Below are 19,943 nucleotides of genomic sequence, written 5' to 3' on the forward strand. Positions count from 1 at the left end.
ACAGCCGGTGAACCGCCTACCCGAGGGCACTCGCCAGCACCGCCGCGGTCTCCGCGATCAACGCGTGATCCCACGCAGCGTCCCGTTCGGGCTTCGTCACCTGCACGGCCAGCACGATCGGCGTCCCGTCCGGCGTCCACGCGATGCCGGCGTCGTTGTTCGCGCCGTAGAACCCCGCACCGGTCTTGTCGGCGACCGTCCACGTGCTGGGCAGCCCCGCACGCAGCCGGTTGCCGCTGGTGGTGTTGGACAGCAGCCAGTGGGTGAGGAGTCCGCGGTCCCGGCGCTCCAGCGCGTCGCCGAGGACCAGGCGGGCGTACGAGCGTCCGATCGCGCGCGGGGTCGTCGTGTCGGTGATCCGCCACGGTTCCGCCGAGTTGAGCTCGGTCTCCCAGCGGTCGAGGCGGGTCACCGGGTCGCCGATCGAGCGGGCGAACCGGGTGACCGCGGTGGGGCCGCCCAGCTCCCGCAGCAGCAGGTTGCCGGCGGTGTTGTCGCTGTAGCGGATGGCCACGTCGGCGAGTTCGGCAATCGTCATGCCCTCGGCCAGGTGCTCCCTGGTCTTGTCCGAGCCGTCGACGAGGTCGGCCTCCGTGTAGTGGATGCGACGGGCGAGGACCTCGCCGTGCCGGTCCAGATCGCGCAGGACGGCCGCGGCGGCCAGGGTCTTGAAGAGCGAGCAGATGGGGAAGAGCTCGTCGGCGCGGTGGTCGACGGTCTGCTTCGTACGGACGTTGTGGGCGAACACGCCCAGGCGGACGCCGTGTTGCTGTTCCAGCTCACGCAGCCGGTCGCCGGTGGCGGCGTGGGCGGGTGCGCCGGTGAGGAGCGCTGCGGCGGTTGCGGTGCCTGCGGTGAGCAGGGTGCGGCGGCCTAAGATCTCGGTCTCCTTCGGTCGGTACCGGATGTCGATCTCTTCAGTGACCGACGCCGTACGTCATCCCTTGGTTGCCCGGCCGTAGACCATCGGCGGACGGCGGTGCGGGCGCGTCCTCGTCACAGTGAGGGGCATGGAGAAGACGAAGGGGATCAACCGGGCGCAGTTCCTGGCGGGGGCGGCGGCCCTCGGCCTGACGGCGGCGGTGCTGCCGGCCGGCCGGGCCGCAGCGACCGGACGCGGGCTGCGGCACCGCGGTGTCGTCTACACCGTCGGCGCGGGCGAGACGCCGGGGACCGCGTGGAGTGCGGCACGGATGCGCCGGGACATCCGTGCCGTCCGCGACCGGCTGCACGCCGACTCCGTCGACGTCACCGGCGACGGAGTCGAACGCCTCACCGCCACCGCCGCCGAGGCCGCCGAACGGGGGCTGCACATATGGCTCCAGCCGACCCTCGCGGACGCCCCGCAGCGCGACACCCTCGAACACCTGGCCGAGTGCGGCCGGTTCGCGGAGCGGCTGCGGCGGCAGGGCGCGAGCGTCGACTTCAGCGTGGGGTGCGAGTTCTGGCTGCTGGTGCCCGGGATCGTGCCGGGGGAGACGGTCCTGGACCGCGTGCAGAACATGCTGAAGGGCAACTTCGACCCCGCGACGATGCAGCGCCGCCTGGACCGCTTCACGGCGAGGGCGGCGGCGGTGGGCCGGTCCGTCTTCCGCGGCAAGCTGAGCTATGCCGCCGCCCAGGACGACAAGGTGGACTGGCGTCTGTTCGACATCGTGGGCATCGACTACTACTCGTACTTCCACCAACGCTCGGACTACGTACGTGAGTTGAGGAAATACCTGCGATGGGGCAAACCCCTCGCCATCACCGAGTTCGGGACCTGCACCTACGTCGGCGCCCCGGAGGCGGGCGGCATGGGCTGGGACGTCGTCGACTACGACAAGGACCCGCAGGAGATCAAGGGCCACCTCGTCCGCAGCGAACACACCCAAGCCGCCTACGTGACCGGCCTGCTGGACGTCTTCGAGTCGATGGGCCTGTACGCGGCGATGGCCTTCGAGTTCGTCACCCCGGACGCCCCGCACCGCACCGACAACCCGCGCTACGACCTCGACATGGCGAGCTACAGCATCACCAAGACCATCAAGGACCGCCCCGACGACCCCCGTTCGCCCTGGCACTGGGAGCCGAAGGAGGCGTTCCACGCGCTGGCGCGGCGGTACGGCGCTCATTGCTGATCAGAGGGTGTGCGTCATGAGGAGGCGGGGCTGGTGCCCCCGGTGTAGTGGCTGCGCGGCGCGCCGACCCGGGCGAAGCCGAGGGTTTGGAACTGATGCCACTTGACCGTGTACGAGTGCGCTTTCGCGAGCGTGCGTGAGCGCCGACATCGTCGGCCGGGGCTGCGAAAGGAGGTCTGGTCGATGGGAACGGGAGTGTGTGCATCGAATACGTGACCTTTGCGGGTGGGATTCGTTGGGCGGGTGAACGGGATCTTCGGTGCTGGGTGGGGGTGACGGGCTTGGGCGGGTTGCGGGAGGTGGCGGCGCCGTTCGTGGTGCCCGGCCTGTCGGGTGTCGCGATCCGGGACCGGCTCAAGGGCCTCACTCGGCGCCTGCACGTGCTGGAGGAACGGCTGGAGCGTGTCCGGGCCGACCGCGAGGCGGGCCGGGTGCGCGTCGTGCGGGGCGGGAAAAGCCTGCTGGGCACCCGTCACCACCTTGAGGAGGCGCAGCTCACCGAAACCCAGTGGCGGCAACGCTGGGAAGCGTCGCGGCGATTCCTCGCCGCTGACGGTGAGTCCGGGAAGCCGTACGGCAACGAGACGATCCGCGTCACCCCCGGCGGCGGAGTCACCCTCAAGCTCCCCGCCCCCCTCGCGCATCTGGCCAACGCGAAGCACGGCCGGTACGTCCTGACCGCGAAGATCTCCTTCCCGCACCGGGGCGACACCTGGCGCGATCGTGTCACCGCGAACCGGGCGGTGGCCTACCGCATTCACGAAGACGTGGACCGAGGACGCTGGTACCTGACCGCGGCCTGGACCATCCCCCCGGTCCAGGCCGTCCCTCTGGAGGCGGCCCGCGTCGGCGGCTTGGTAGGTGTGGACACCAACGCCGACCACCTTGCGGCCTGGCGCCTCGACGAGCACGGCAACCCGGTCGGTGAGCCGCGACGCTTCGACTACGACCTGTCGGGCACCGCCGATCACCGCGACGCGCAGGTCCGCCACGCGCTCATCCGGCTCCTGCACTGGGCCAAGCGGCACAATCTGGCGATCGCGGTGGAGAACCTGGACTTCACCGGGGAGAGCACTCGCGAGAAGCACGGACGACGCAAGAGGTTCCGGCAGCTCATCGCCGGCATGCCCGTCGCCCGGCTGCGGGCGCGGCTCGTGTCGATGGCCGCCGAACTCGGTCTGCCGATCGTCGCGGTCGACCCTGCCTACACCTCCAAGTGGGGCGCCGAGCACTGGCAGAAGCCCCTCACTAGCAAGAGCAGGAAGACCACTCGCCACGACGCTGCCGCCGTGGCGATCGGAAGGCGCGCCCTGGGGCACCCGATCCGGCGACGGACGGCACCGCCCCCGCACGACCGGAGCGATCGTGCGGGGCACCGGACCGTCCAGGCCGGACCGGGTACCCCGAGGCGTGAGGTAAACCGCCCCCGCATCCCCGGACCACGCACCAGATGCGTGCCGCCCGGACGCGGAGTGAACGCGGTCGACCAGGACACCCAACACCGTTCGGGGTGTCCGGCTGAGCACCGGTCCTGGCAACAGGACTCACTCCCGCTCAGTCTGTAGGAACGGTTTCTCATACCTCCCGCCGGTCCACGACCACCACCGCCACGACGGCCGCCACCGCCGCCCACACCGCGAACACGACCCACCCGCCCGCGACGGTGGCCGGATACCTGGGGACCAGCATGTGGGACCGCCCGAAGCCCACGTCCACGATCCGCTCCCAGGCGTTGAACGGAAAGGCGTGGCGGACCGACGCCGTCCAGTGGTAGCGGTCCGTGACGAAGGACGGCAGGAGCAGCAGGACGAACGTCGTCAGGACCATGGTCGTGGCGCTGTGCCGGATCACCGCGCCCAGACCCATGCCGACCAGCGCACACACCGGGGCGAGCAGGGCGGACGCCACGACCACCCGCCAGGCGCCGGGATGTCCGATCGGCACGCCCAGGCCCCGCCCGCCGAGGACGGCCTGCGAGGAGGCGTAGGAGGCGGCCGCAAGGAGCGAGCCGTACACCGTCATGACCGCCGTCAGCACGACCACCTTGGCCGCCATCAGGGCCCGTCGGTCCGGCACGGCGGTGAACGTCGTACGGACCAGGCCCGTCGCGTACTCGCCGACGATCGTGATCGCCCCGATGCTCGCGCACACCAGCACCAGGATCATGGCGGACCCCTCGGTGAAGGCGTCCCGCAGCGCCCAGTACACGAAGTCGTCGCGGATCGGGCCGCCGTAGTGCGGGTAGTTCACGTAGTCGGCGCGGGCCGCGTTCGCGTTGAAGCCGACCACGGCCAGAGCGCCGGAGCCGAAGGCCCAGTAGGTGGAGCGCAGGGAACGGAGTTTGATCCACTCGGCGGCGAGCAGATCGGTGAAACGGGCGGCGGGCAGGGCGAGGGTGGTCATCGGGTCTCTCCAGCCGCGTACTCGACGCTGTCGGCGGTCAGTTCCATGAAGGCCGCCTCCAGCGAGGCCACCTGCGTGGTCAACTCCCAGAGCAGGAAGCGGTGTTCGTGCGCCAGCTCACCGACCCGGACGGCGCTCGTCCCGTCCACCTTCAGCGTCTCCTCGTCGTACGGCGCCACCACCGCACCCGCCGACTCCAGTACGACGGCCAGGGCGCCCGCGTGCGGCGAGCGCACCGTCACCGTCGGCGCCGTGCCGCGCGCGGCGAACTCGGCGAGGCTCTCGGCCGCGATGAGCTCCCCGCGGCCGATGACGATCAGCTCGTCCGCGGTGTTCTCCATCTCGGACATCAGATGGCTGGAGACGAAGACGGTACGGCCTTCGTGCGCGAGCCTGCGGAACAGCCCCCGCACCCACAACACCCCTTCCGGGTCGAGTCCGTTGAGCGGCTCGTCGAACATCAGCACCGGCGGATCCCCGAGCAGCGCGGCCGCGATGCCGAGCCGCTGCCTCATGCCCAGCGAGAAGGAGCCGACCCGGCGCCGGGCGGCGGCCTCGGTGAGTCCCACCTCGGCGAGCACCTCGTCCACCCGCGCCCGCGGGATGCGGTTGCTGCGGGCCAGCGCATGCAGATGCGCCCGCGCACTGCGCCCGCCGTGCACGTCATGGGCGTCGAGGAGGGCGCCGACGTGACGGAGCCCGCGCGGATGGCGGCGGAAGGAGTGGCCGCTGATCGTGGCGGTACCGGCGCTCGGCTCGATCAGCCCGAGCAGCATCCGCAGGGTCGTCGTCTTGCCCGCGCCGTTCGGGCCGAGGAAGCCCGTGACATGGCCGGGGCGGACGGTGAAGGACAGATCGCGTACGGCGGTCGTGGGGCCGTACCGCTTGGTGAGCTGCTCGACTTCGATCATGCGGACCACGGTGGCGCGCGCGGCGGGTACGGGGCATCGGCCGGGCGCTGACACTCGTGCCGGACGGCTGTCGACCGTGGTTGTAAGCCCACGGGCCGATGACCGCGCCCCGCACCCGCGCCTACGATCACGGCATGTCCGCCACCGCTCCTCCGCCGCCCCTGGTCAAACGCGTGTCGCCGGCCGGGTGGACGGCGATCGTGTGGTGCGCGAGCACGCTGTTCACCCTGCTGACGACGTTCCGGCTGCCCGGTGAGATAGGACCCGGGCAGTGGCCGGCCGCCCAGTTGTACCGCTGGGACGGCCTGACGATCCTCGGACTGTCGACCGCGACGGCGTTCCAGGGCGGCAGACTGCTGCTCCGCCGGCCGCTGCTCGCGGTCACCCTGACGATCTTCGCCGCCCTCTTCGAGACGAGCACCCTCGGGGTCGCCCAGCTGCCGATGGCGCAGTACCTCACGACCATGGTGGCGCTGTACTTCGTCGCGGCCACCTACCCCCGGCGCACCGCGCTGATCGCCCTGATCATGGCCGTGGGCACCCTGATCGTGTACGTCTCCGTGCGGATGGTGCGGGACTGGCCGGCCTCCACCTCCGCCGAACTGGCCGTCTCCCTGGTCACCCTGATCGCCTGGCTGCTCGGCAACTCCACCCACCAGTCCCGGGTGCACGCCGAACGGCTCAGCGCCGAGCACGCGGCCCAGGCGGTCACCGCCGAACGCCTGCGCATCGCCCGCGAGATGCACGACACCGTCGCCCACAGCATCGGCATCATCGCCCTCCAGGCGGGCGCGGCCTCCCGGGTGGCGACCGCGCACCCCGAGGCGGCCCTGGCGGCGATGCGGGCGGTCGAGAACGAGGGCCGCGAGACCCTGGCCGGCCTGCGCCGCATGCTGGTCGCGCTGCGGGCGGCGGACGAGGGACGGGACCCGGACCTCGCCCCCGCGGGCCTGGCGGACCTCGACCGGCTGGCAGCCACGACCACGGCGGCAGGCGTACGGGTGGAGGTGCGCCGCCTCGGCGAGCCACGCGGGCTCCCCCCGGACATCGACCTGTCGGCGTTCCGTATCGTCCAGGAGTCGGTCACCAACGTCGTACGGCATGCGGGCACGCGCGCGTGCCGGGTCACCCTCGACTACCGCGAGGACGAACTCGCCCTGGACATCACGGACGACGGCCTGGGACGCGGCAGCTCGACCGACACCGGGTTCGGACTGGCCGGGATGCGCGAGCGGGTGGCCCTGCTGCACGGCGAGTTCACGGCGGCCCCGCGCCCCGAGGGCGGCTTCCGCGTCACGGCCCGCCTGCCGCTCCCGGTGGCCGTCCGATGACCGCGGCCCCGACGGTCCGGGTCCTCCTCGTCGACGACCAGGAACTCATCCGCACCGCGCTGAGCATGGTCATGGCCGACATCGAGGACGTGGAGGTCGTCGGCGAGGCGGCGACGGGCAAGGACGCGGTACGGCTGGCCGGTGAACTCGCCCCCGACGTGGTGGTGATGGACATCCGCATGCCGGGAATGGACGGCATCGAGGCGACCCGCCGCATCACGGAGACCCAGGCCGACGTCCGGGTGGTCGTCCTGACCACCTTCGACGACGACGCGTACGTGTACGGGGCGCTGCGCGCCGGCGCGGCCGGGTTCCTGGTCAAGGACATGGCGCTGGACGACATCATCGGCGCGGTACGGGTGGTGGCGGCAGGCGACGCGTTGATCGCGCCCAGCGTGACCCGCCGCCTGATCCACGACTTCGCCTCCCGCCCCGAACAGACCGTCAAACGCCGGGAGTTGAAGGCCATCACGGACCGTGAACGCGAGGTCCTCACCTTGGTCGGCAGCGGCCTGTCCAACGCCGAGATAGCCGCCGAGCTGTGCATCAGCGTGGCCACGGCGAAGACGTACCTCACCCGCCTGCTCACCAAGCTGGACGCGCGGGACCGGGTCCAGCTGGTGATCATGGCCTACGAGGCGGGGCTGGTGTCCCCCTGATCCCCCTGGACTCCCTGGTCCCCCTCATCCGTCGATCCCCTGTCTCACAGCCCCAAGGCCATGATCAACCGGTCCTCCCCGGGCCCGAAATAGCCCTTGCGCACCCCGCCCTCGAACGAGAAGCCCAGGGACTGGTAGAGCGTGATCGCGGTCGCGTTCGTCGGTTCGACCGTCAGGCGGACCTGGTGGACGCCCTCGGTGCGCAGCCGGCGTATCACCTCGAGCATCAGCCGGCGGCCCAGCCCGCGTCCGCGCAGTTCGGGGGTGACGGCGAGGCTCTTGATCCAGTTCACATAGCCGTCCGAGGTGGTGACGAACAGGACGTAGCCGTGCAGGCTCCGGCCGTCGTCGAGGACGAGGATGCGGTCGCCGTGGATGTCGTAACTCTGGCGCAGCTCGAAGTAGTGGTACGGCTCCTCGGGGAAGGCCTCCCTGTCGACGCGGTGCAGTTCCGGCAGGTCGGCCTCGACGACGCCCCTCATGGTCAGGGGGCGGTCGGTGCGGTCGGCCGTGGAAGGAAAACGTTTCTCTGGAAGAGCCGTCATACCGCCCCCTGCGGGTTGGGAGTCAAGGGTGCGTTGACACCCGTACGAGTGGTACGGGTGAGACGCCTGTTGTCCGCCTTTTCTGGTGTGTTCGGCAGAGTTCCGACCATCTTGAGCGGGACAATCCGGCCGTTCAAGGCCGGATCAGGCCGCGCGAATGCATTCGCCACGGTGCGCCCCCAGTGCGCCCCGTCCCCTGCCGGGGACATGACGCAATTCTCGGGACATTGACCGCAGGGGGATCCGGAGGGCCTCCGGTGTTGGTACCGTAGGTAAATGACCTTGAGATCGTCGGGGGATGCCCGGGTGAAGAATGCGGACGCACCCTGGGACTCATTCGACCCGATCGCCTACGTTCGGCACAACTACCGCTTCTTACAGGCGGAGGACGAGGAGATCCTGCATATCGTCCGGGGTCATTTCGGCGGTCATTTCCGGAAGCAGGGCGTCGGACCGGTCTACGGCATCGACGTGGGCGCCGGGGCGAATCTCTATCCGGCGCTCTCCATGCTGCCCTGGTGCGACGAGATCACCCTCTTCGAGCACTCGTTCGCGAACGTGGAGTACCTCGAGCGTCAGGCGGGGGGCTACGACGAGAACTGGGACCCGTTCTGGAACGCCCTGTGCGAGCACGAGGCGTACGGCTCCCTCGACCTGGATCCCCGCGAGCGGTTCCGCAAGGTCGTCAAGGTCGAGCAGGGCAACATCTTCGGGCTTGAGCGCTTCGGCGGGCGCTGGTCGGTCGGGACCATGTTCTTCGTCGCCGAGTCGATGACCACCTCCCGCCAGGAGTTCAACCTGGGAGTGCGGCGCTTCATGTGCGCCCTGGCCCCCGGTGCTCCCTTCGCCGCCGCCTTCATGGAACATTCGAAGGGTTATCACGCCGGGGAGGAGTTCTTCCCGGCCTGTGACGTGGGCGAGCCCGAGGTGCGCGCGAGCCTCGCACCATTCGCGGGCGACTTCGAGGTGCAGCGGCTCAAGTCTGCGGCAGGTGTGCGCGACGGGTATTCGGGAATGATCCTGGCCTACGGCTGGCGACGGAATACGGACGCAGGCATTCCGGCCGGATAAAAAATCTTCACAACAGAAAAGGGTCATTCCTCAAATGACGGCAGTGCGGCCTGTGTGAGGGGGCATGGGATGCAGATCAAGCCACGCCAGCATTTGCTGGACATCTGGCAGGCCATCGCCCGCCACTCCTTCGAGCGGGAGCAGTGGGCCTGGGGCGAGTGGGGCGGGCAGAGCAGCGTCGCCGACGCCGAGCGGCTGCTCTGCCTGCTGTACCCGGCCACGGAGATCCCGGCCTTCCGGCTGGACGACCCGGACACCACACAGGAGGACGTCCAGCAGGCGCTGAGGAAGGCCGGCGGGCGGCTCGACCTCCCGGCCAACCTCGTCAAGGCCGCGTCCGAGTTCATGCGCACCCACACCGGCGAGGACAAGAGGCCCACCTTCGCCGGGGGTTACTACTTCGGAGCCGAGGACAAGGCCCAGGGGGAGCCCACCGAGGAACAACGCCAGCTCGGAGTGGTCGACTCCTTCTCCATGTCGATCACCCTCTGCCTGGCCACGCTCGGCTTCCTCAAGGTCTACGAGACCAGGACCAGACGCAGCGACATCCAGGAGACGATCGCCGAGCTGCGCTCGGCCACCAGCAACCGGCTCACCGCCGCCATGGTGAGCCTGCTGCGCTCCTTCACCGTCAACGCCTTCGACGCCGACTCCGCCCAGGGCCGCAACCTGGTCGAACTCCTCGGCCAGGGACGGCTCTCGCAGCGGCAGGTACTGAACATGTACCAGAGCCGCTTCCGCGCGCTGCGCGCCGCGATCGTGGAGAGCCTCACCCTCGGCATCGACGTCCAGGCGGGCCTCAAGGACGAGAACCAGTTCTTCGAGTGCGGCTGGTCGTGGAGCCTGGTGAAGGACGCCCCCGAGGTCGAGACCGACGAACCCATCGGGCCGCAGCCCAAGGGCGCCGCCGACCCGGTGCCGTATCTCTACTTCACCGTGGTCGCGCTCGACGGCATCCAGGACCTGTTCTCCGAGCGCACCCTCACCCTGGGCCTGCTCAACGCCGAACAGCAGAAGCTCGCCGAGGCGCTCCGGCTGCGCTGGGAGCTGACCCAGCAGTACTGGTCCGGCATCGCCCGCTTCGACCCCGAGCGCTGGCCCCTGGAGGACATCCCCTGGCGTACGACAGGACAGGAACTGGAGTCCGAGTACTTCTCCCTCTCCGTCGCCGCCATCCTCGTCCACGACCTGATGCGGCGCCGGGCCACCGACGACGACCTGGCCCGCACCGTCACCGTCATGGAACGCCTCGCCGAACGCGGCCGTATCACCAGCCGTATGACCCGCGACGACCGCACGGTCTTCGAGCTGCACAACGCGGGCGTCAAACTGCCGCTGCAGGGCAGTGAGCGGCTCGGCCCGCCGATGGTGTGGTCCCTGCACGACTTCTCGGCACAGCTGCTGAAGCGGACCATCCAACTGCGGGCGCTCTCCCGCAACCTCGACTCGCACGACCGGCTGCTCAGACTCGCCGAGGACGTCTTCGACCACATGTGGCGCCGCCGTATCCGCGAGGGCGAGGGCACCGGCCTGTGGGACTACGTCCACGCCGCCTATCCCGAGGCGGAGATCGTCACGCGCCGGGTGCCGGTGTCGTGGAACATCACCGAGCGGGTCGCCGAGGTGATGGTCCAGGTCCACCAGATGTACCGGCAGCCCCCGGTCCGCAGCCCCGAACTCAACGAGCTGGCAGGGGCGTTGCTCAGCGAGTCCGCCCATCTGCTCGGCAACGAACAGATGGAACCCGCGCCCACCGACGACGGCCGGCACGGCATGCAACTCCGCAACATCGAGGTCAAGCTGCGCCGCGCCCGCAGTCTCCTCGACCAACAGCCCGGCACCGCATACGCGTTGGCGCTCGACGTGCTGGGACAGCTCGACGCGCTCACCCGGGCTCGCGAAGCCGCGGCCCAGGGGCGGTGACCGCGTGCTGATCTTCGCCGCCTCCGACAAGGGGGGCACGGGCCGCTCCGTCACCAGCGCCAACCTCGCCTACCACCGTGCGCTGGCCGGGGACGACGTGTGCTACCTGGACTTCGACTTCGGCTCGCCCACCGCCTCGGCCGTCTTCGACGTGGCCGACGCCCGTGCGGCCGTCGAGGACCGCGGCCTGCACTCCTACCTGATAGGGGAGGTCGGCGAGCCGGAGCGCATCGACGTCTGGGCCAGCACCGAGCACCAGGTGCTGCGCGACCCGCCGCCCGGCTGCGGCCGGCTGGTGCTGATGCCCGGTGACGTCAGCGGCGGCGAGTTCGCCACCACCGGCGACCACGTGCGGCTCTGCGTCGACCTGCTGATGAAGCTCTACTACGAGTTCGACCTGGTCGTCGTGGACCTCAGCGCCGGCCGCTCGTACGCCGTCGACATGGTCCTGGAGGCCACCGCACAGCCCGAGATGCGGGAGATCACCGCCCGCTGGCTGGTCTTCCACCGCTGGACCCGCCAGCATGTGGCGGCCGCGGCGAGCCTGGTCTTCGGTGAGCGCGGCATCGTCGCCGGCGGTGTCGACCGCGGCCACGAGGAGGAGGCGCTGCGCGGCGCCATCCGCTTCGTCCGGGCCGCCGTACCCGACCCCGAGTCGCCGCTGTGGTCGCAGGTCTCGCCCACCCAGTCGGCGTGGATGCGCAAGACCGACAGCGACCTCAAGCAACTCGCCTCCACCCACGGCATCGGCTACAGCCAGGTCCTCGGCTCCATTCCCCTCGAACCGGTCCTTCAGTGGCGTGAGCAGCTCATCACCGACGAGGACGTGCTCGACAGCCAGATCGCCAACATGGAGACCTGGCGGGCGCTGAACCAGCTGGCCGCCCGGCTCACCGACGACAAGTACTGGGAGCAGGCGTGACAGAGGCCGTCTTCCGGGAGACCACGGCGGAGCTCCGCACCCAGTCCGTGCCGCTGTCCCACCTCTCCCTGGAGCTGGGCCACCTCTACATGGAGGACTTCGAGGCGGGCCCCGAGCGACTGCGGGAGCACTTCGCCGAGGTGCGGCTGTGGGTGGACGCCGCCCGCGCCTCCGCCGCCCGGCGCACCGACGGCAAGCGCCCCCGGATCAGCACCTGTTTCCTCATCGACGACTACTTCACGCGCTTCTCCACCCCCGCCGAACTCGTTCCGCTGGTCCTCGAAGAGGCCGAGAAGGCCGGCCTGGTCATCGACTACCTGGCCCGCGAGTCGGGCTGCGCGGTCGCCGACCGGATCGAACTCGCCGAGTCCGTCATGCACCGCCTGGTCGAGTCGCCGCCGCCGGGCAGCTACGGCTCCCGCCCGTCCGTCAGCCAGACCGGCTGGCTCGCCAACGGACAGCGCACCCCCACCACGAAGCGCGCCGCCCTGGGCGAGGTCAAGGGCTGGGAGCCGCCCCAGGAGACCGCGGCCCGCAACCACTCCGTCTTCATGGACGTCGAGCTGTGGTCGGAGAAGGACGGCCGGCGGCTGTGGTCCTGCCCGTTCCTGGCCGCCGTATGGCAGCTGGCCAGGCTCGGACTGTTACGACACCTCGGTGAGCCCGTGCTTGTCCCGCGCCCCTGGAACGGCGAGGACTTCCCACAGGACTGGGACCGGCTGCCGCCCCTGCTCCAGCTCAACCCGCGGGCCGCGGCCTTCAGCGCCTACCGCACCTGCACCCTGATGCCGAACCGTTTCCTGGCCGTCGAGGACGCCGTCCGGCTCATCCTCGACCAGACGGAGGTCGACTCCGGGGCGCTCAGACAGGTCGCCGAGCGCTCGGCCCGGGAGGGGCTCGCGGTCCCGGCCGCGGTCGCCCAGCGCGCGACGTACGTCTTCTACGAGGAGCCCGTGGGCGCCCTTGCCACCGAGGGGCCCTGACATGACGACGGCCCTCGGACAGCCCGCGCGCCCGGTCCTCGCCTGTGGTGAGGTGCGCACCTGTCTGCTGCCGTCCTTCCAGGCGCTGGACGGCAGGGCCGCCGCCCAGCTGCTCAGACTGCGCGCCGACGAACACGTCCGGGTCTCCGAGCGGCCCAACCTGTACGCCCTGTCCCCGGAGGTGCTGACCGGGGTGGACTGCCGGCTGCCCACCTCCAACGGCGCCAAGGTCCGGGCCGTCGGCACGGTGGCCACCCGCGTGGTGCTCACCGAGGGCCGTCTGCTGCAGTCCACCGCGTACTTCAGCGCACCGGCCGCGGGCCCCGACACGCGCCGCCCCTGGGGGCACTACCTGGTACGGCCCGGGGTGGTCGAGCCGTTCGGGAAGCTGCCCGAACAGGCCACCGCGGAGGGCGTGCTGCGCGGCGCCGGGCGCGGTGAACTCGACCTGGGGATGATCGCCGAGTCCCTGCTGACGCGGCTGCTGCGCCACCCGCTCCTCGATCGCAAGGTTCCCTTCAAGTCCCGCCGCACACACCTGCGTTGGGTCGCCCGCCGGATCCCGGCGGGCGAGCGGGCGGAACTGACGCGGTTCACCCTGGCCGAGAACGGGCTGCGGACCGTGGAGCTGCGGCTGCCGGAGGACACGCCGGTCTCCGCGGCCGCGGGTCTGTGCGAGGACCTCGCGCTGCACGACTGGCTTTTGACGACGGTGGTGCACATGCTGGACAGCAGTCGGCTCGCCGCGGCGGACGGGCGCGCCGCTGTCCAGGCGCTGCGCCCGGCCGTCGACCATCTGCTGCATCTGTGGATGCCGCACGCGCAGGTGGACCGCTCACTGGTCCATCTGTGGGAAGTGCTGGAGCAGGAACCGGGGTTCACACGCCAGTGGCAGAACCTGGTCCAGCGCATCCGGGACCAACTGGCCGTCCAGGCCATACCGCTGCTGCACCAGGCACTGAGCACGAGCTGAGGGGCGGCACCCACCACATACCCGACGGGGGAGAGACATGAGCGGAGCGACGTTAGGGCCCGGGGACAACGGAGCGGGACCGCAGCGGCAGGGCATACCCAAGCTGTTCTGGAAGATCGTGATCACGGCGTCGGCGGCGGGTGGCGCCTTCCTGCTGACCATCCTGCTGAACGGGGACAACAACGACATCTGGCAGTGGGTGGCGTCCATCGTCCTCGGCAGCGCCACGCTGATCGTCCAGTACCTCGTGGACTTCGGGGAACGGCTGGAGGTGGTCGAGGAGAGCCAGCGTCAGCACATCGACGACATGAAGCGGAGCCTGGCCAACCACCACGCGGAGATGCGCACGGCGGTCGACCAGAGCTTCGCCAAGATCAACGAGGCGACGGAGCTGTTCAGCAAGGTGGACGGTTCCGTGCTGCGCTCCGAGGAGGTGACCCGGCTGGTCAAGGCGTACACCCAGGTCGGCGACGAGGCGCCGGGGATCGTCAAGAGCTTCGCCGAGGAGGAGCTGAAACGTCTCGCCGAGCTGATGGAGGACCTCATCAGCGGAAGAGCGGACTCCTCGTTCGAGAACCACGAGTGGCTGATCGACCTCGCCCTGTGCGTCAAGAAGACCCTCTACGCCACGAGCACCACCGTCGACCGGGACTTCTGGTCCAGCGATCCCGCGAAGCGGTATCTCAGCGCGCAGGAGAAGGCCATCAAGACCCGTGGTGTGGAGGTCCGGCGGCTGTTCCTCGTGGACGAGCCGGAGGAGGTCACCGAAGCCCTCGAGCAACTCTGCGCGCGCCAGCGCAGGTACGGCATCGACGCGCGTATAGGCGTGCAGTCCCAGCTGGATCCGGGCGGCACGGTGATGGACTTCATCATCTTCGACGGGGAGCTGTCCTATGAGACCCGCCCGGACAACCACGTCAGGCCGGACATGACGATGCTGAGGATGAAGCACGAGCACGTCGAGGACCGCGTCAACCTGTTCAACGAGCTGTGGGCGGCGACGGAGCCGGACCACGAGCCCGAGCCGGAACAGGGGAGCGTCCGCCGGCGGCTGCGCCGGGTGGCCGACTGACTGCTTTTTTCATATAGGCGGCCGGTCGCGCCCCGCGCCCCGTCGAACTCCGTCAACCGCTCGAAAATACCGTCGGTTTTTGCAGGGCCTGGTCAATGCGCATCGCGATTTCGGGCTGAGGCTTTTCGAAAGGCCTGCTCGAACTCCCGGATTGCGAGCCGTGACGTGTGCGAAGCGTTGGCCATGGTCCAACCACCTCTCCCCGGCCTGCACTTGTGGAGCACAGACTCCAGCCGAGTGTAGGCGCAGCGACCCACGCCGGAGACGAAAAGCGTGAAACTCAAATGGAAAGGGGAGCACGCTGTAGGCGCAACGAACACGGTGCCCGCAATTATGAGTCGTGTTCGTTACGGTCGTTAAGGAGAGGAAATGAAACCGCCCGTCGGCACTCATGTCGTGGACACGCGAACTGGAAAGGTGGGAATCGTCATGGGGCACGAAGGGCCGTACGTGCAACTGAGACCGTACGGGGGCGGCAGGGAGTGGGACGCCGATCCCGCCGCCGTGCGCGGGGCCACCCAGGCGGAGCGGCTGAGCGCGGCGACCGCTTACGCCAACGCCCGCAGCCGGGGTGAAGTGCCTTGAGTAAGGTGCGGGCGCATGAGTCTGTCGAGCATACGGAGATGGCGCAGGCCGCGGGCCGCGCGACGCTACCGCGACCCGCTCACCGCACACCAGCTGTGGATGGTGTCGCTGAGCGCGCCGGTCAGCCGGGACCGCAGCGCCTCGCGGACCACTCTGTACCCGTTCACGCGGATCGATGACGACAGCGCCCGCAGCCGGCTGGCCGAGCAGTGGGAGATCACCTCGCGCGCAGAGCTGACGGACCGCCTCGACGGGTTGTCGCGCAGCGGCTACCGCGCCCGGGCCCTGCAGCTCCTCGGCGTCTCGCCGCTCGCCTGGGACGCCGCCCTGTACGCCGACATCACCCGGCTCGGCTTCGGGTGCGGGATGATCACCGAGGCCGAGGCCTGGACCGCCCTGAAGAACATCGTGCCGGCGGTCGTGGGGACGTATGCCTCCTGGCAGGAGTACGCCGACCACTACCTGCTGGGGCGGGCCGTGTGGCGCGACGGGCTGCGCGGCACCCAGGACGCGGCCTTCCCCGCCCCCCGGTCCGCCGCCGACGCCCATCTGCGCGCCCTCCTGAACCCGGCGAACCGGACCAGCCCCTGGAACCTGGCCCCCTGGGACACCATCAGCCACCCCGACCGTCCCCGCTGAGCCCGGCGGTACGCGAGAATGGACCTCATGAGTCTGCTCCGCGACGACGGCCGACCGGAACCCTGCGGGGGCCGGCGATGAGCCTGTTTCGGGATGACGGCATTGTGCTGCGCACCCAGAAGCTCGGGGAAGCGGACCGGATCATGCTGCGTCATCGCGGGGGGCGAGCCCCGCGCCCCCAGCCGGGGAGCTGTGGTGGTGTGCGATGAGTCTCTTTCGTGACGACGGCGTCGTGCTGCGGACCCAGAAGCTCGGGGAAGCGGACCGGATCATCACCTTGCTCACCCGGGGGCACGGCCGCGTACGCGCCGTGGCGCGTGGGGTGCGGCGTACGAAGTCCAAGTTCGGGGCCCGGCTCGAGCCCTTCTCCCATGTCGACGTGCAGTTCTTTGCGCGCGGGAGCGAGCTGGTCGGACGCGGGCTGCCGTTGTGCACGCAGAGCGAGACCATCGCGCCGTACGGCGGCGGGATCGTCGCCGACTACGCCCGCTACACCGCGGGGACCGCCATGCTGGAGACCGCCGAGCGGTTCACCGACCACGAGGGCGAGCCGGCGGTGCAGCAGTACCTGCTGCTGGTGGGCGCCCTGCGCACCCTCGCCCGCGGCGAGCACGCCCCGCACCTGGTCCTCGACGCCTTCCTCCTGCGCTCCCTCGCCGTCAACGGCTACGCCCCCACCTTCAGCGACTGCGCCAAGTGCGGAATGCCCGGGCCGAACCGGTTCTTCTCGGTGGCCTCCGGCGGAGCCGTCTGCGTCGACTGCCGGGTGCCCGGCAGCGTCGTACCCTCGCCGCAGACCCTGGAACTGCTGGGCGCGCTGCTTACGGGAGACTGGGAGACCGCGGACGCGTGCGAGCCGCGGTACGTCAGGGAGGGCAGCGGGCTGGTGTCCGCCTATCTGCACTGGCATCTGGAACGCGGGCTGCGCTCGCTGCGTTACGTAGAGAAGTAAGCCGAAGAGGAGACGAGAAGCACATGGTCGTACGCGGGATCCTGGGACGCCAGCGCCGCGAGTACAGGGCACCGGAGCCGCACCCGTCCGGCGCCCGCGCGCCGAAGCTGCCGGGCGAGCTGGTCCCGAACCATGTGGCGATCGTCATGGACGGGAACGGCCGGTGGGCGAAGGAGCGCGGGCTGCCGCGCACCGAGGGCCACAAGGTGGGCGCCGAGCGCGTCCTGGACGTGCTGCAGGGCGCCGTCGAGATGGGCGTCGGCAACATCTCCCTCTACGCCTTCTCCACCGAGAACTGGAAGCGCTCGCCCGAAGAGGTCCGCTTCCTCATGAACTTCAACCGGGACTTCATCCGCAAGACCCGCGACCAGCTCGACGAACTCGGCATCCGGGTGCGCTGGGTGGGCCGTATGCCCAAGCTGTGGAAGTCCGTGGCCAAGGAGCTCCAGGTCGCGCAGGAGCAGACCAAGGACAACGACAGGCTCACGCTGTACTTCTGCATGAACTACGGCGGTCGCGCGGAGATCGCCGACGCCGCGCAGGCCCTGGCGGAGGACGTGAAGGCGGGGCGCCTCGACCCCTCCAAGGTCACCGAGAAGACCCTCGCCAAGTACCTCTACTACCCGGACATGCCGGACGTGGACCTGTTCCTGCGGCCGAGCGGCGAGCAGCGCACCTCCAACTACCTGCTCTGGCAGAGCGCATACGCCGAGATGGTCTTCCAGGACGTGCTGTGGCCGGACTTCGACCGCCGCGACCTGTGGCGGGCGTGCATGGAGTTCGCCTCGCGCGACCGCCGCTTCGGCGGCGCCGTCCCGAACGAGGAACTGCTCGCCATGGAGCGGGACATGCGGGGCGGCCCGGCCACCTCGTAGCTTCGGCCGAAGCTGTTCACCAGGCGGCCGAAAAGCGCCTGTACTATCCCGCCTCATGGTCATGGACATGGGGCGGGACGCCGAACAGGGCGTGGTCGAGCTGGTGTATCAGCCGGTCGCGGCGGATTTCTCGGGGGCGCTGCGGGAGCGCAGACGGTTCAACCGGGCGGGGAAGATACAGAGGTGGACGGTCGGCTTCGTCGCCGTGGCCTTCGTCATCGAGATCGCGGCTGCGCTCACCGGGGGACACGTCGACTGGTTTCCGCTGATCTGGATGCCGCTGTTCGCGGGAATCCTGCTGCTCATGCCGCAGTTGACGGCCCGCACGGTCATCAAGATCGCCGCTCGCAACGGCACCTACCGCGCGACGGTGACGGACGCCGGACTGACGATGACGACCGACAACAGCACGACGTCGGTCAACTGGGCCGCGCAGCCCCGCTATCGGGAGACCAAGGACGCCTTCTTCACCTTCAGCGACGACAAGAACGCCACCTGCTTCACGGTCCTGCCCAAGCGCGGCCTGCAGAACCCCGCGGACGCGGACCGGCTGCGGGAGATCCTCGACCGCAACCTGACCCGCGTCTGAGGCTCAGTTCTTCTGCGTCGCGGCGCACTCCGCGCAGGTGCCGAAGATCTCCACCGTGTGCGCCACGTTGACGTAGCCGTGCTCCGCCGCGATCGCCTCCGCCCACTTCTCCACCGCGGGGCCCTCCACCTCCACCGCCTTGCCGCAGACGCGGCACACGAGGTGGTGGTGGTGTTCACCGGTGGAGCAGCGGCGGTACACGGACTCGCCGTCGGAGGTGCGCAGGACGTCGACCTCGCCGGCGTCGGCGAGGTTCTGGAGGGTGCGGTAGACCGTGGTCAGGCCGACCGAGTCGCCCTTGTGCTTGAGCATGTCGTGGAGTTCCTGCGCGCTGCGGAACTCGTCGACCTCGTCGAGCGCCGCCGCCACAGCGGCACGCTGCCGGGTGGCGCGGCCCTTCACGGGCGGTCCAGCGGTCGTCACCGGTTGCCTCCTCCTACGTCTGCGCTTGCCGGGCCATTGTGCCAGCCCGGCCCGTGCGCAGTCAGACGCCGACCTTCCCCTCGGGGGTGCGCGCGGCCGGAATTGCACACTCCGCCGGGTCGTCGGCGGGTTGTCCGGCCGCTGCGGCACGGGCGCGGCGGCGGGCCAGCGGGGCCGCCAGCGCGGTCAGTGCCATGAAGGCCGCGATGGTCAGCAGCACGATCGTCGCGCCGGGCGGCACGTCCTGGTAGTACGACGTGATCGTGCCGCCGATGGTCACGGAGACCCCGATCGCCACCGCGATCGCGAAGGTCGCCGCAAAGCTGCGGCTCAACTGCTGTGCCGCCGCCACGGGCACCACCATCAGGGCGCTCACCAGCAGCAGGCCCACCACCCGCATCGCGACCGTCACCGTCACCGCCGCCGTGACGGCGGTCAGGAGGTTCAGGGCGCGCACCGGAAGGCCCGTGACCCGCGCGAACTCCTCGTCCTGGCTGACGGCGAAGAGCTGTCGGCGCAGACCGAGGGTGACCAGCACCACGAAGCCCGCGAGCAGGCAGATCGCCGTCACGTCCGACTCCGAGACGGTCGACAGCGAGCCGAACAGGTACGAGGTCAGATTGGCGTTCGAGCCGCCCGGCGCGAGGTTGATGAACATCACGCCGCCGGCCATGCCGCCGTAGAAGAGCATCGCGAGGGCGATGTCGCCGCGGGTGCGGCCGTACCAGCGGATCAGCTCCATCAGGACCGCGCCGAGCACGGAGGTGAGAGTGGCCATCCAGACCGGGGACGCGGAGAGCAGGAAGCCGAGGCCGACGCCGGTCATCGCCACATGGCCGATGCCGTCGCCCATCAGGGCCTGGCGGCGCTGCACGAGGTAGATGCCGATCGCCGGGGCGGTGATGCCGACGAGGACGGCGGCGAGCAGGGCCCGCTGCATGAAGGCGAAGTCGAGAAAGTCCATTAC

The 19,943-nt window shown here is 70.0% G+C and carries 21 protein-coding genes; 15 read left to right on the plus strand and 6 right to left on the minus strand.

The window, feature by feature from the left end; all coding sequences use genetic code 11:
• Positions 1–16 precede the first annotated feature (16 nt).
• Positions 17–907: a class A beta-lactamase gene (gene bla / locus ACWCRD_RS19890; protein ID WP_450967360.1), complete on the minus strand. Its 891-nt coding sequence runs from the start codon at positions 905–907 to the stop codon at positions 17–19.
• A 103-nt stretch (positions 908–1,010) separates the two neighbouring features.
• On the opposite strand from bla, the gene ACWCRD_RS19895 reads away from it, so the two are divergent.
• Together ACWCRD_RS19895 and ACWCRD_RS19900 are read left to right on the plus strand one after the other, a co-directional pair.
• A complete protein-coding gene (locus ACWCRD_RS19895; RefSeq protein ID WP_450967122.1) occupies positions 1,011–2,120 on the plus strand; it encodes an abortive phage infection protein in 1,110 nt (369 codons plus the stop codon).
• 281 nt (positions 2,121–2,401) lie between these two features.
• Positions 2,402–3,685: a transposase gene (locus ACWCRD_RS19900; protein WP_450967123.1), complete on the plus strand. Its 1,284-nt coding sequence runs from the start codon at positions 2,402–2,404 to the stop codon at positions 3,683–3,685.
• A gap of 10 nt (positions 3,686–3,695) precedes the next feature.
• Here ACWCRD_RS19900 and ACWCRD_RS19905 read toward each other — a convergent pair whose 3' ends face one another.
• On the minus strand, positions 3,696–4,523 hold the full coding sequence (locus ACWCRD_RS19905) for an ABC transporter permease (RefSeq protein WP_450967124.1): 828 nt from the start codon (positions 4,521–4,523) through the stop codon (positions 3,696–3,698).
• Positions 4,520–5,434 carry an ABC transporter ATP-binding protein gene (locus ACWCRD_RS19910; protein ID WP_450967125.1) on the minus strand — a complete coding sequence of 305 codons (915 nt, stop codon included), beginning with the start codon at positions 5,432–5,434 and terminating at the stop codon, positions 4,520–4,522. Before ACWCRD_RS19910 ends, ACWCRD_RS19905 begins: the two co-directional genes overlap by 4 nt.
• A 134-nt stretch (positions 5,435–5,568) precedes the next feature.
• On the opposite strand from ACWCRD_RS19910, the gene ACWCRD_RS19915 reads away from it, so the two are divergent.
• Positions 5,569–6,765, plus strand: a complete 1,197-nt coding sequence (locus ACWCRD_RS19915) for a sensor histidine kinase (protein ID WP_450967126.1) — start codon at positions 5,569–5,571, stop codon at positions 6,763–6,765.
• Positions 6,762–7,424: a response regulator gene (locus ACWCRD_RS19920; protein WP_450967127.1), complete on the plus strand. Its 663-nt coding sequence runs from the start codon at positions 6,762–6,764 to the stop codon at positions 7,422–7,424. The genes ACWCRD_RS19915 and ACWCRD_RS19920 overlap by 4 nt, the downstream gene beginning before the upstream one ends.
• Before the next feature lie 44 nt (positions 7,425–7,468).
• Here the strand turns inward: ACWCRD_RS19920 and ACWCRD_RS19925 are convergent, their stop codons facing one another.
• Positions 7,469–7,969: a GNAT family N-acetyltransferase gene (locus ACWCRD_RS19925; protein ID WP_365832139.1), complete on the minus strand. Its 501-nt coding sequence runs from the start codon at positions 7,967–7,969 to the stop codon at positions 7,469–7,471.
• 276 nt (positions 7,970–8,245) lie between these two features.
• Between ACWCRD_RS19925 and ACWCRD_RS19930 the strand changes: the two genes are divergently transcribed.
• The 11 genes from ACWCRD_RS19930 (at position 8,246) to ACWCRD_RS19980 (ending at position 18,553) form a co-directional block, all read left to right on the plus strand.
• Positions 8,246–9,040: an SCO2525 family SAM-dependent methyltransferase gene (locus tag ACWCRD_RS19930; RefSeq protein WP_450967128.1), complete on the plus strand. Its 795-nt coding sequence runs from the start codon at positions 8,246–8,248 to the stop codon at positions 9,038–9,040.
• A 69-nt stretch (positions 9,041–9,109) separates the two neighbouring features.
• Complete coding sequence (locus ACWCRD_RS19935; protein WP_450967129.1) at positions 9,110–10,963, plus strand: SCO2524 family protein; 1,854 nt, start codon at positions 9,110–9,112, stop codon at positions 10,961–10,963.
• Between the two features lie 4 nt (positions 10,964–10,967).
• Complete coding sequence (locus ACWCRD_RS19940) at positions 10,968–11,885, plus strand: SCO2523 family variant P-loop protein (protein WP_450967130.1); 918 nt, start codon at positions 10,968–10,970, stop codon at positions 11,883–11,885.
• Positions 11,882–12,868 (plus strand): SCO2522 family protein, encoded by a 987-nt coding sequence (locus tag ACWCRD_RS19945; protein WP_450967131.1) that lies wholly within the window; start codon positions 11,882–11,884, stop codon positions 12,866–12,868. The genes ACWCRD_RS19940 and ACWCRD_RS19945 overlap by 4 nt, the downstream gene beginning before the upstream one ends.
• Position 12,869: 1 nt before the next feature.
• Positions 12,870–13,841, plus strand: a complete 972-nt coding sequence (locus ACWCRD_RS19950) for an SCO2521 family protein (protein WP_450967132.1) — start codon at positions 12,870–12,872, stop codon at positions 13,839–13,841.
• A 37-nt stretch (positions 13,842–13,878) separates the two neighbouring features.
• The gene (locus ACWCRD_RS19955) at positions 13,879–14,913 is read left to right on the plus strand and encodes a DUF6879 family protein (protein ID WP_450967133.1); all 1,035 of its coding nucleotides are present in this window, start codon (positions 13,879–13,881) and stop codon (positions 14,911–14,913) included.
• Between the two features lie 369 nt (positions 14,914–15,282).
• Positions 15,283–15,498 carry a hypothetical protein gene (locus tag ACWCRD_RS19960; RefSeq protein WP_030933991.1) on the plus strand — a complete coding sequence of 72 codons (216 nt, stop codon included), beginning with the start codon at positions 15,283–15,285 and terminating at the stop codon, positions 15,496–15,498.
• Positions 15,499–15,513: 15 nt separating this feature from the next.
• Positions 15,514–16,137, plus strand: coding sequence for a DUF1266 domain-containing protein (locus ACWCRD_RS19965; RefSeq protein WP_450967134.1), 624 nt, complete (start codon positions 15,514–15,516; stop codon positions 16,135–16,137).
• Positions 16,138–16,342: 205 nt separating this feature from the next.
• Positions 16,343–17,089: a DNA repair protein RecO gene (gene recO / locus ACWCRD_RS19970; protein ID WP_450967135.1), complete on the plus strand. Its 747-nt coding sequence runs from the start codon at positions 16,343–16,345 to the stop codon at positions 17,087–17,089.
• Between the two features lie 23 nt (positions 17,090–17,112).
• Positions 17,113–17,964 (plus strand): isoprenyl transferase, encoded by an 852-nt coding sequence (locus tag ACWCRD_RS19975; RefSeq protein ID WP_450967136.1) that lies wholly within the window; start codon positions 17,113–17,115, stop codon positions 17,962–17,964.
• A 55-nt stretch (positions 17,965–18,019) separates the two neighbouring features.
• Positions 18,020–18,553 carry a YcxB family protein gene (locus ACWCRD_RS19980; RefSeq protein ID WP_450967137.1) on the plus strand — a complete coding sequence of 178 codons (534 nt, stop codon included), beginning with the start codon at positions 18,020–18,022 and terminating at the stop codon, positions 18,551–18,553.
• A 3-nt stretch (positions 18,554–18,556) separates the two neighbouring features.
• Here the strand turns inward: ACWCRD_RS19980 and ACWCRD_RS19985 are convergent, their stop codons facing one another.
• A complete protein-coding gene (locus tag ACWCRD_RS19985; protein ID WP_390692018.1) occupies positions 18,557–18,976 on the minus strand; it encodes a Fur family transcriptional regulator in 420 nt (139 codons plus the stop codon).
• Between the two features lie 61 nt (positions 18,977–19,037).
• Positions 19,038–19,940: a metal ABC transporter permease gene (locus tag ACWCRD_RS19990; protein ID WP_450967138.1), complete on the minus strand. Its 903-nt coding sequence runs from the start codon at positions 19,938–19,940 to the stop codon at positions 19,038–19,040.
• Positions 19,941–19,943 lie beyond the last annotated feature (3 nt).

This window comes from Streptomyces sp. NPDC002092 (genome assembly GCF_053593775.1).

Excerpts from the sequence above, each read along its gene's own strand:
- ACWCRD_RS19990 (WP_450967138.1), bottom strand. The coding sequence starts at position 19,940 with ATGGACTTTCTCGACTTCGCCTTCATGCAGCGGGCCCTGCTCGCCGCC.
- ACWCRD_RS19915 (WP_450967126.1), top strand. The coding sequence starts at position 5,569 with ATGTCCGCCACCGCTCCTCCGCCGCCCCTGGTCAAACGCGTGTCGCCG.
- ACWCRD_RS19925 (WP_365832139.1), bottom strand. The coding sequence starts at position 7,969 with ATGACGGCTCTTCCAGAGAAACGTTTTCCTTCCACGGCCGACCGCACC.
- ACWCRD_RS19930 (WP_450967128.1), top strand. The coding sequence starts at position 8,246 with ATGACCTTGAGATCGTCGGGGGATGCCCGGGTGAAGAATGCGGACGCA.
- ACWCRD_RS19975 (WP_450967136.1), top strand. The coding sequence starts at position 17,113 with ATGGTCGTACGCGGGATCCTGGGACGCCAGCGCCGCGAGTACAGGGCA.
- ACWCRD_RS19955 (WP_450967133.1), top strand. The coding sequence starts at position 13,879 with ATGAGCGGAGCGACGTTAGGGCCCGGGGACAACGGAGCGGGACCGCAG.
- ACWCRD_RS19920 (WP_450967127.1), top strand. The coding sequence starts at position 6,762 with ATGACCGCGGCCCCGACGGTCCGGGTCCTCCTCGTCGACGACCAGGAA.
- ACWCRD_RS19960 (WP_030933991.1), top strand. The coding sequence starts at position 15,283 with ATGAAACCGCCCGTCGGCACTCATGTCGTGGACACGCGAACTGGAAAG.
- ACWCRD_RS19980 (WP_450967137.1), top strand. The coding sequence starts at position 18,020 with ATGGTCATGGACATGGGGCGGGACGCCGAACAGGGCGTGGTCGAGCTG.
- ACWCRD_RS19895 (WP_450967122.1), top strand. The coding sequence starts at position 1,011 with ATGGAGAAGACGAAGGGGATCAACCGGGCGCAGTTCCTGGCGGGGGCG.
- recO (WP_450967135.1), top strand. The coding sequence starts at position 16,343 with ATGAGTCTCTTTCGTGACGACGGCGTCGTGCTGCGGACCCAGAAGCTC.
- ACWCRD_RS19905 (WP_450967124.1), bottom strand. The coding sequence starts at position 4,523 with ATGACCACCCTCGCCCTGCCCGCCGCCCGTTTCACCGATCTGCTCGCC.
- ACWCRD_RS19950 (WP_450967132.1), top strand. The coding sequence starts at position 12,870 with ATGACGACGGCCCTCGGACAGCCCGCGCGCCCGGTCCTCGCCTGTGGT.
- ACWCRD_RS19910 (WP_450967125.1), bottom strand. The coding sequence starts at position 5,434 with ATGATCGAAGTCGAGCAGCTCACCAAGCGGTACGGCCCCACGACCGCC.
- ACWCRD_RS19965 (WP_450967134.1), top strand. The coding sequence starts at position 15,514 with ATGAGTCTGTCGAGCATACGGAGATGGCGCAGGCCGCGGGCCGCGCGA.
- ACWCRD_RS19935 (WP_450967129.1), top strand. The coding sequence starts at position 9,110 with ATGCAGATCAAGCCACGCCAGCATTTGCTGGACATCTGGCAGGCCATC.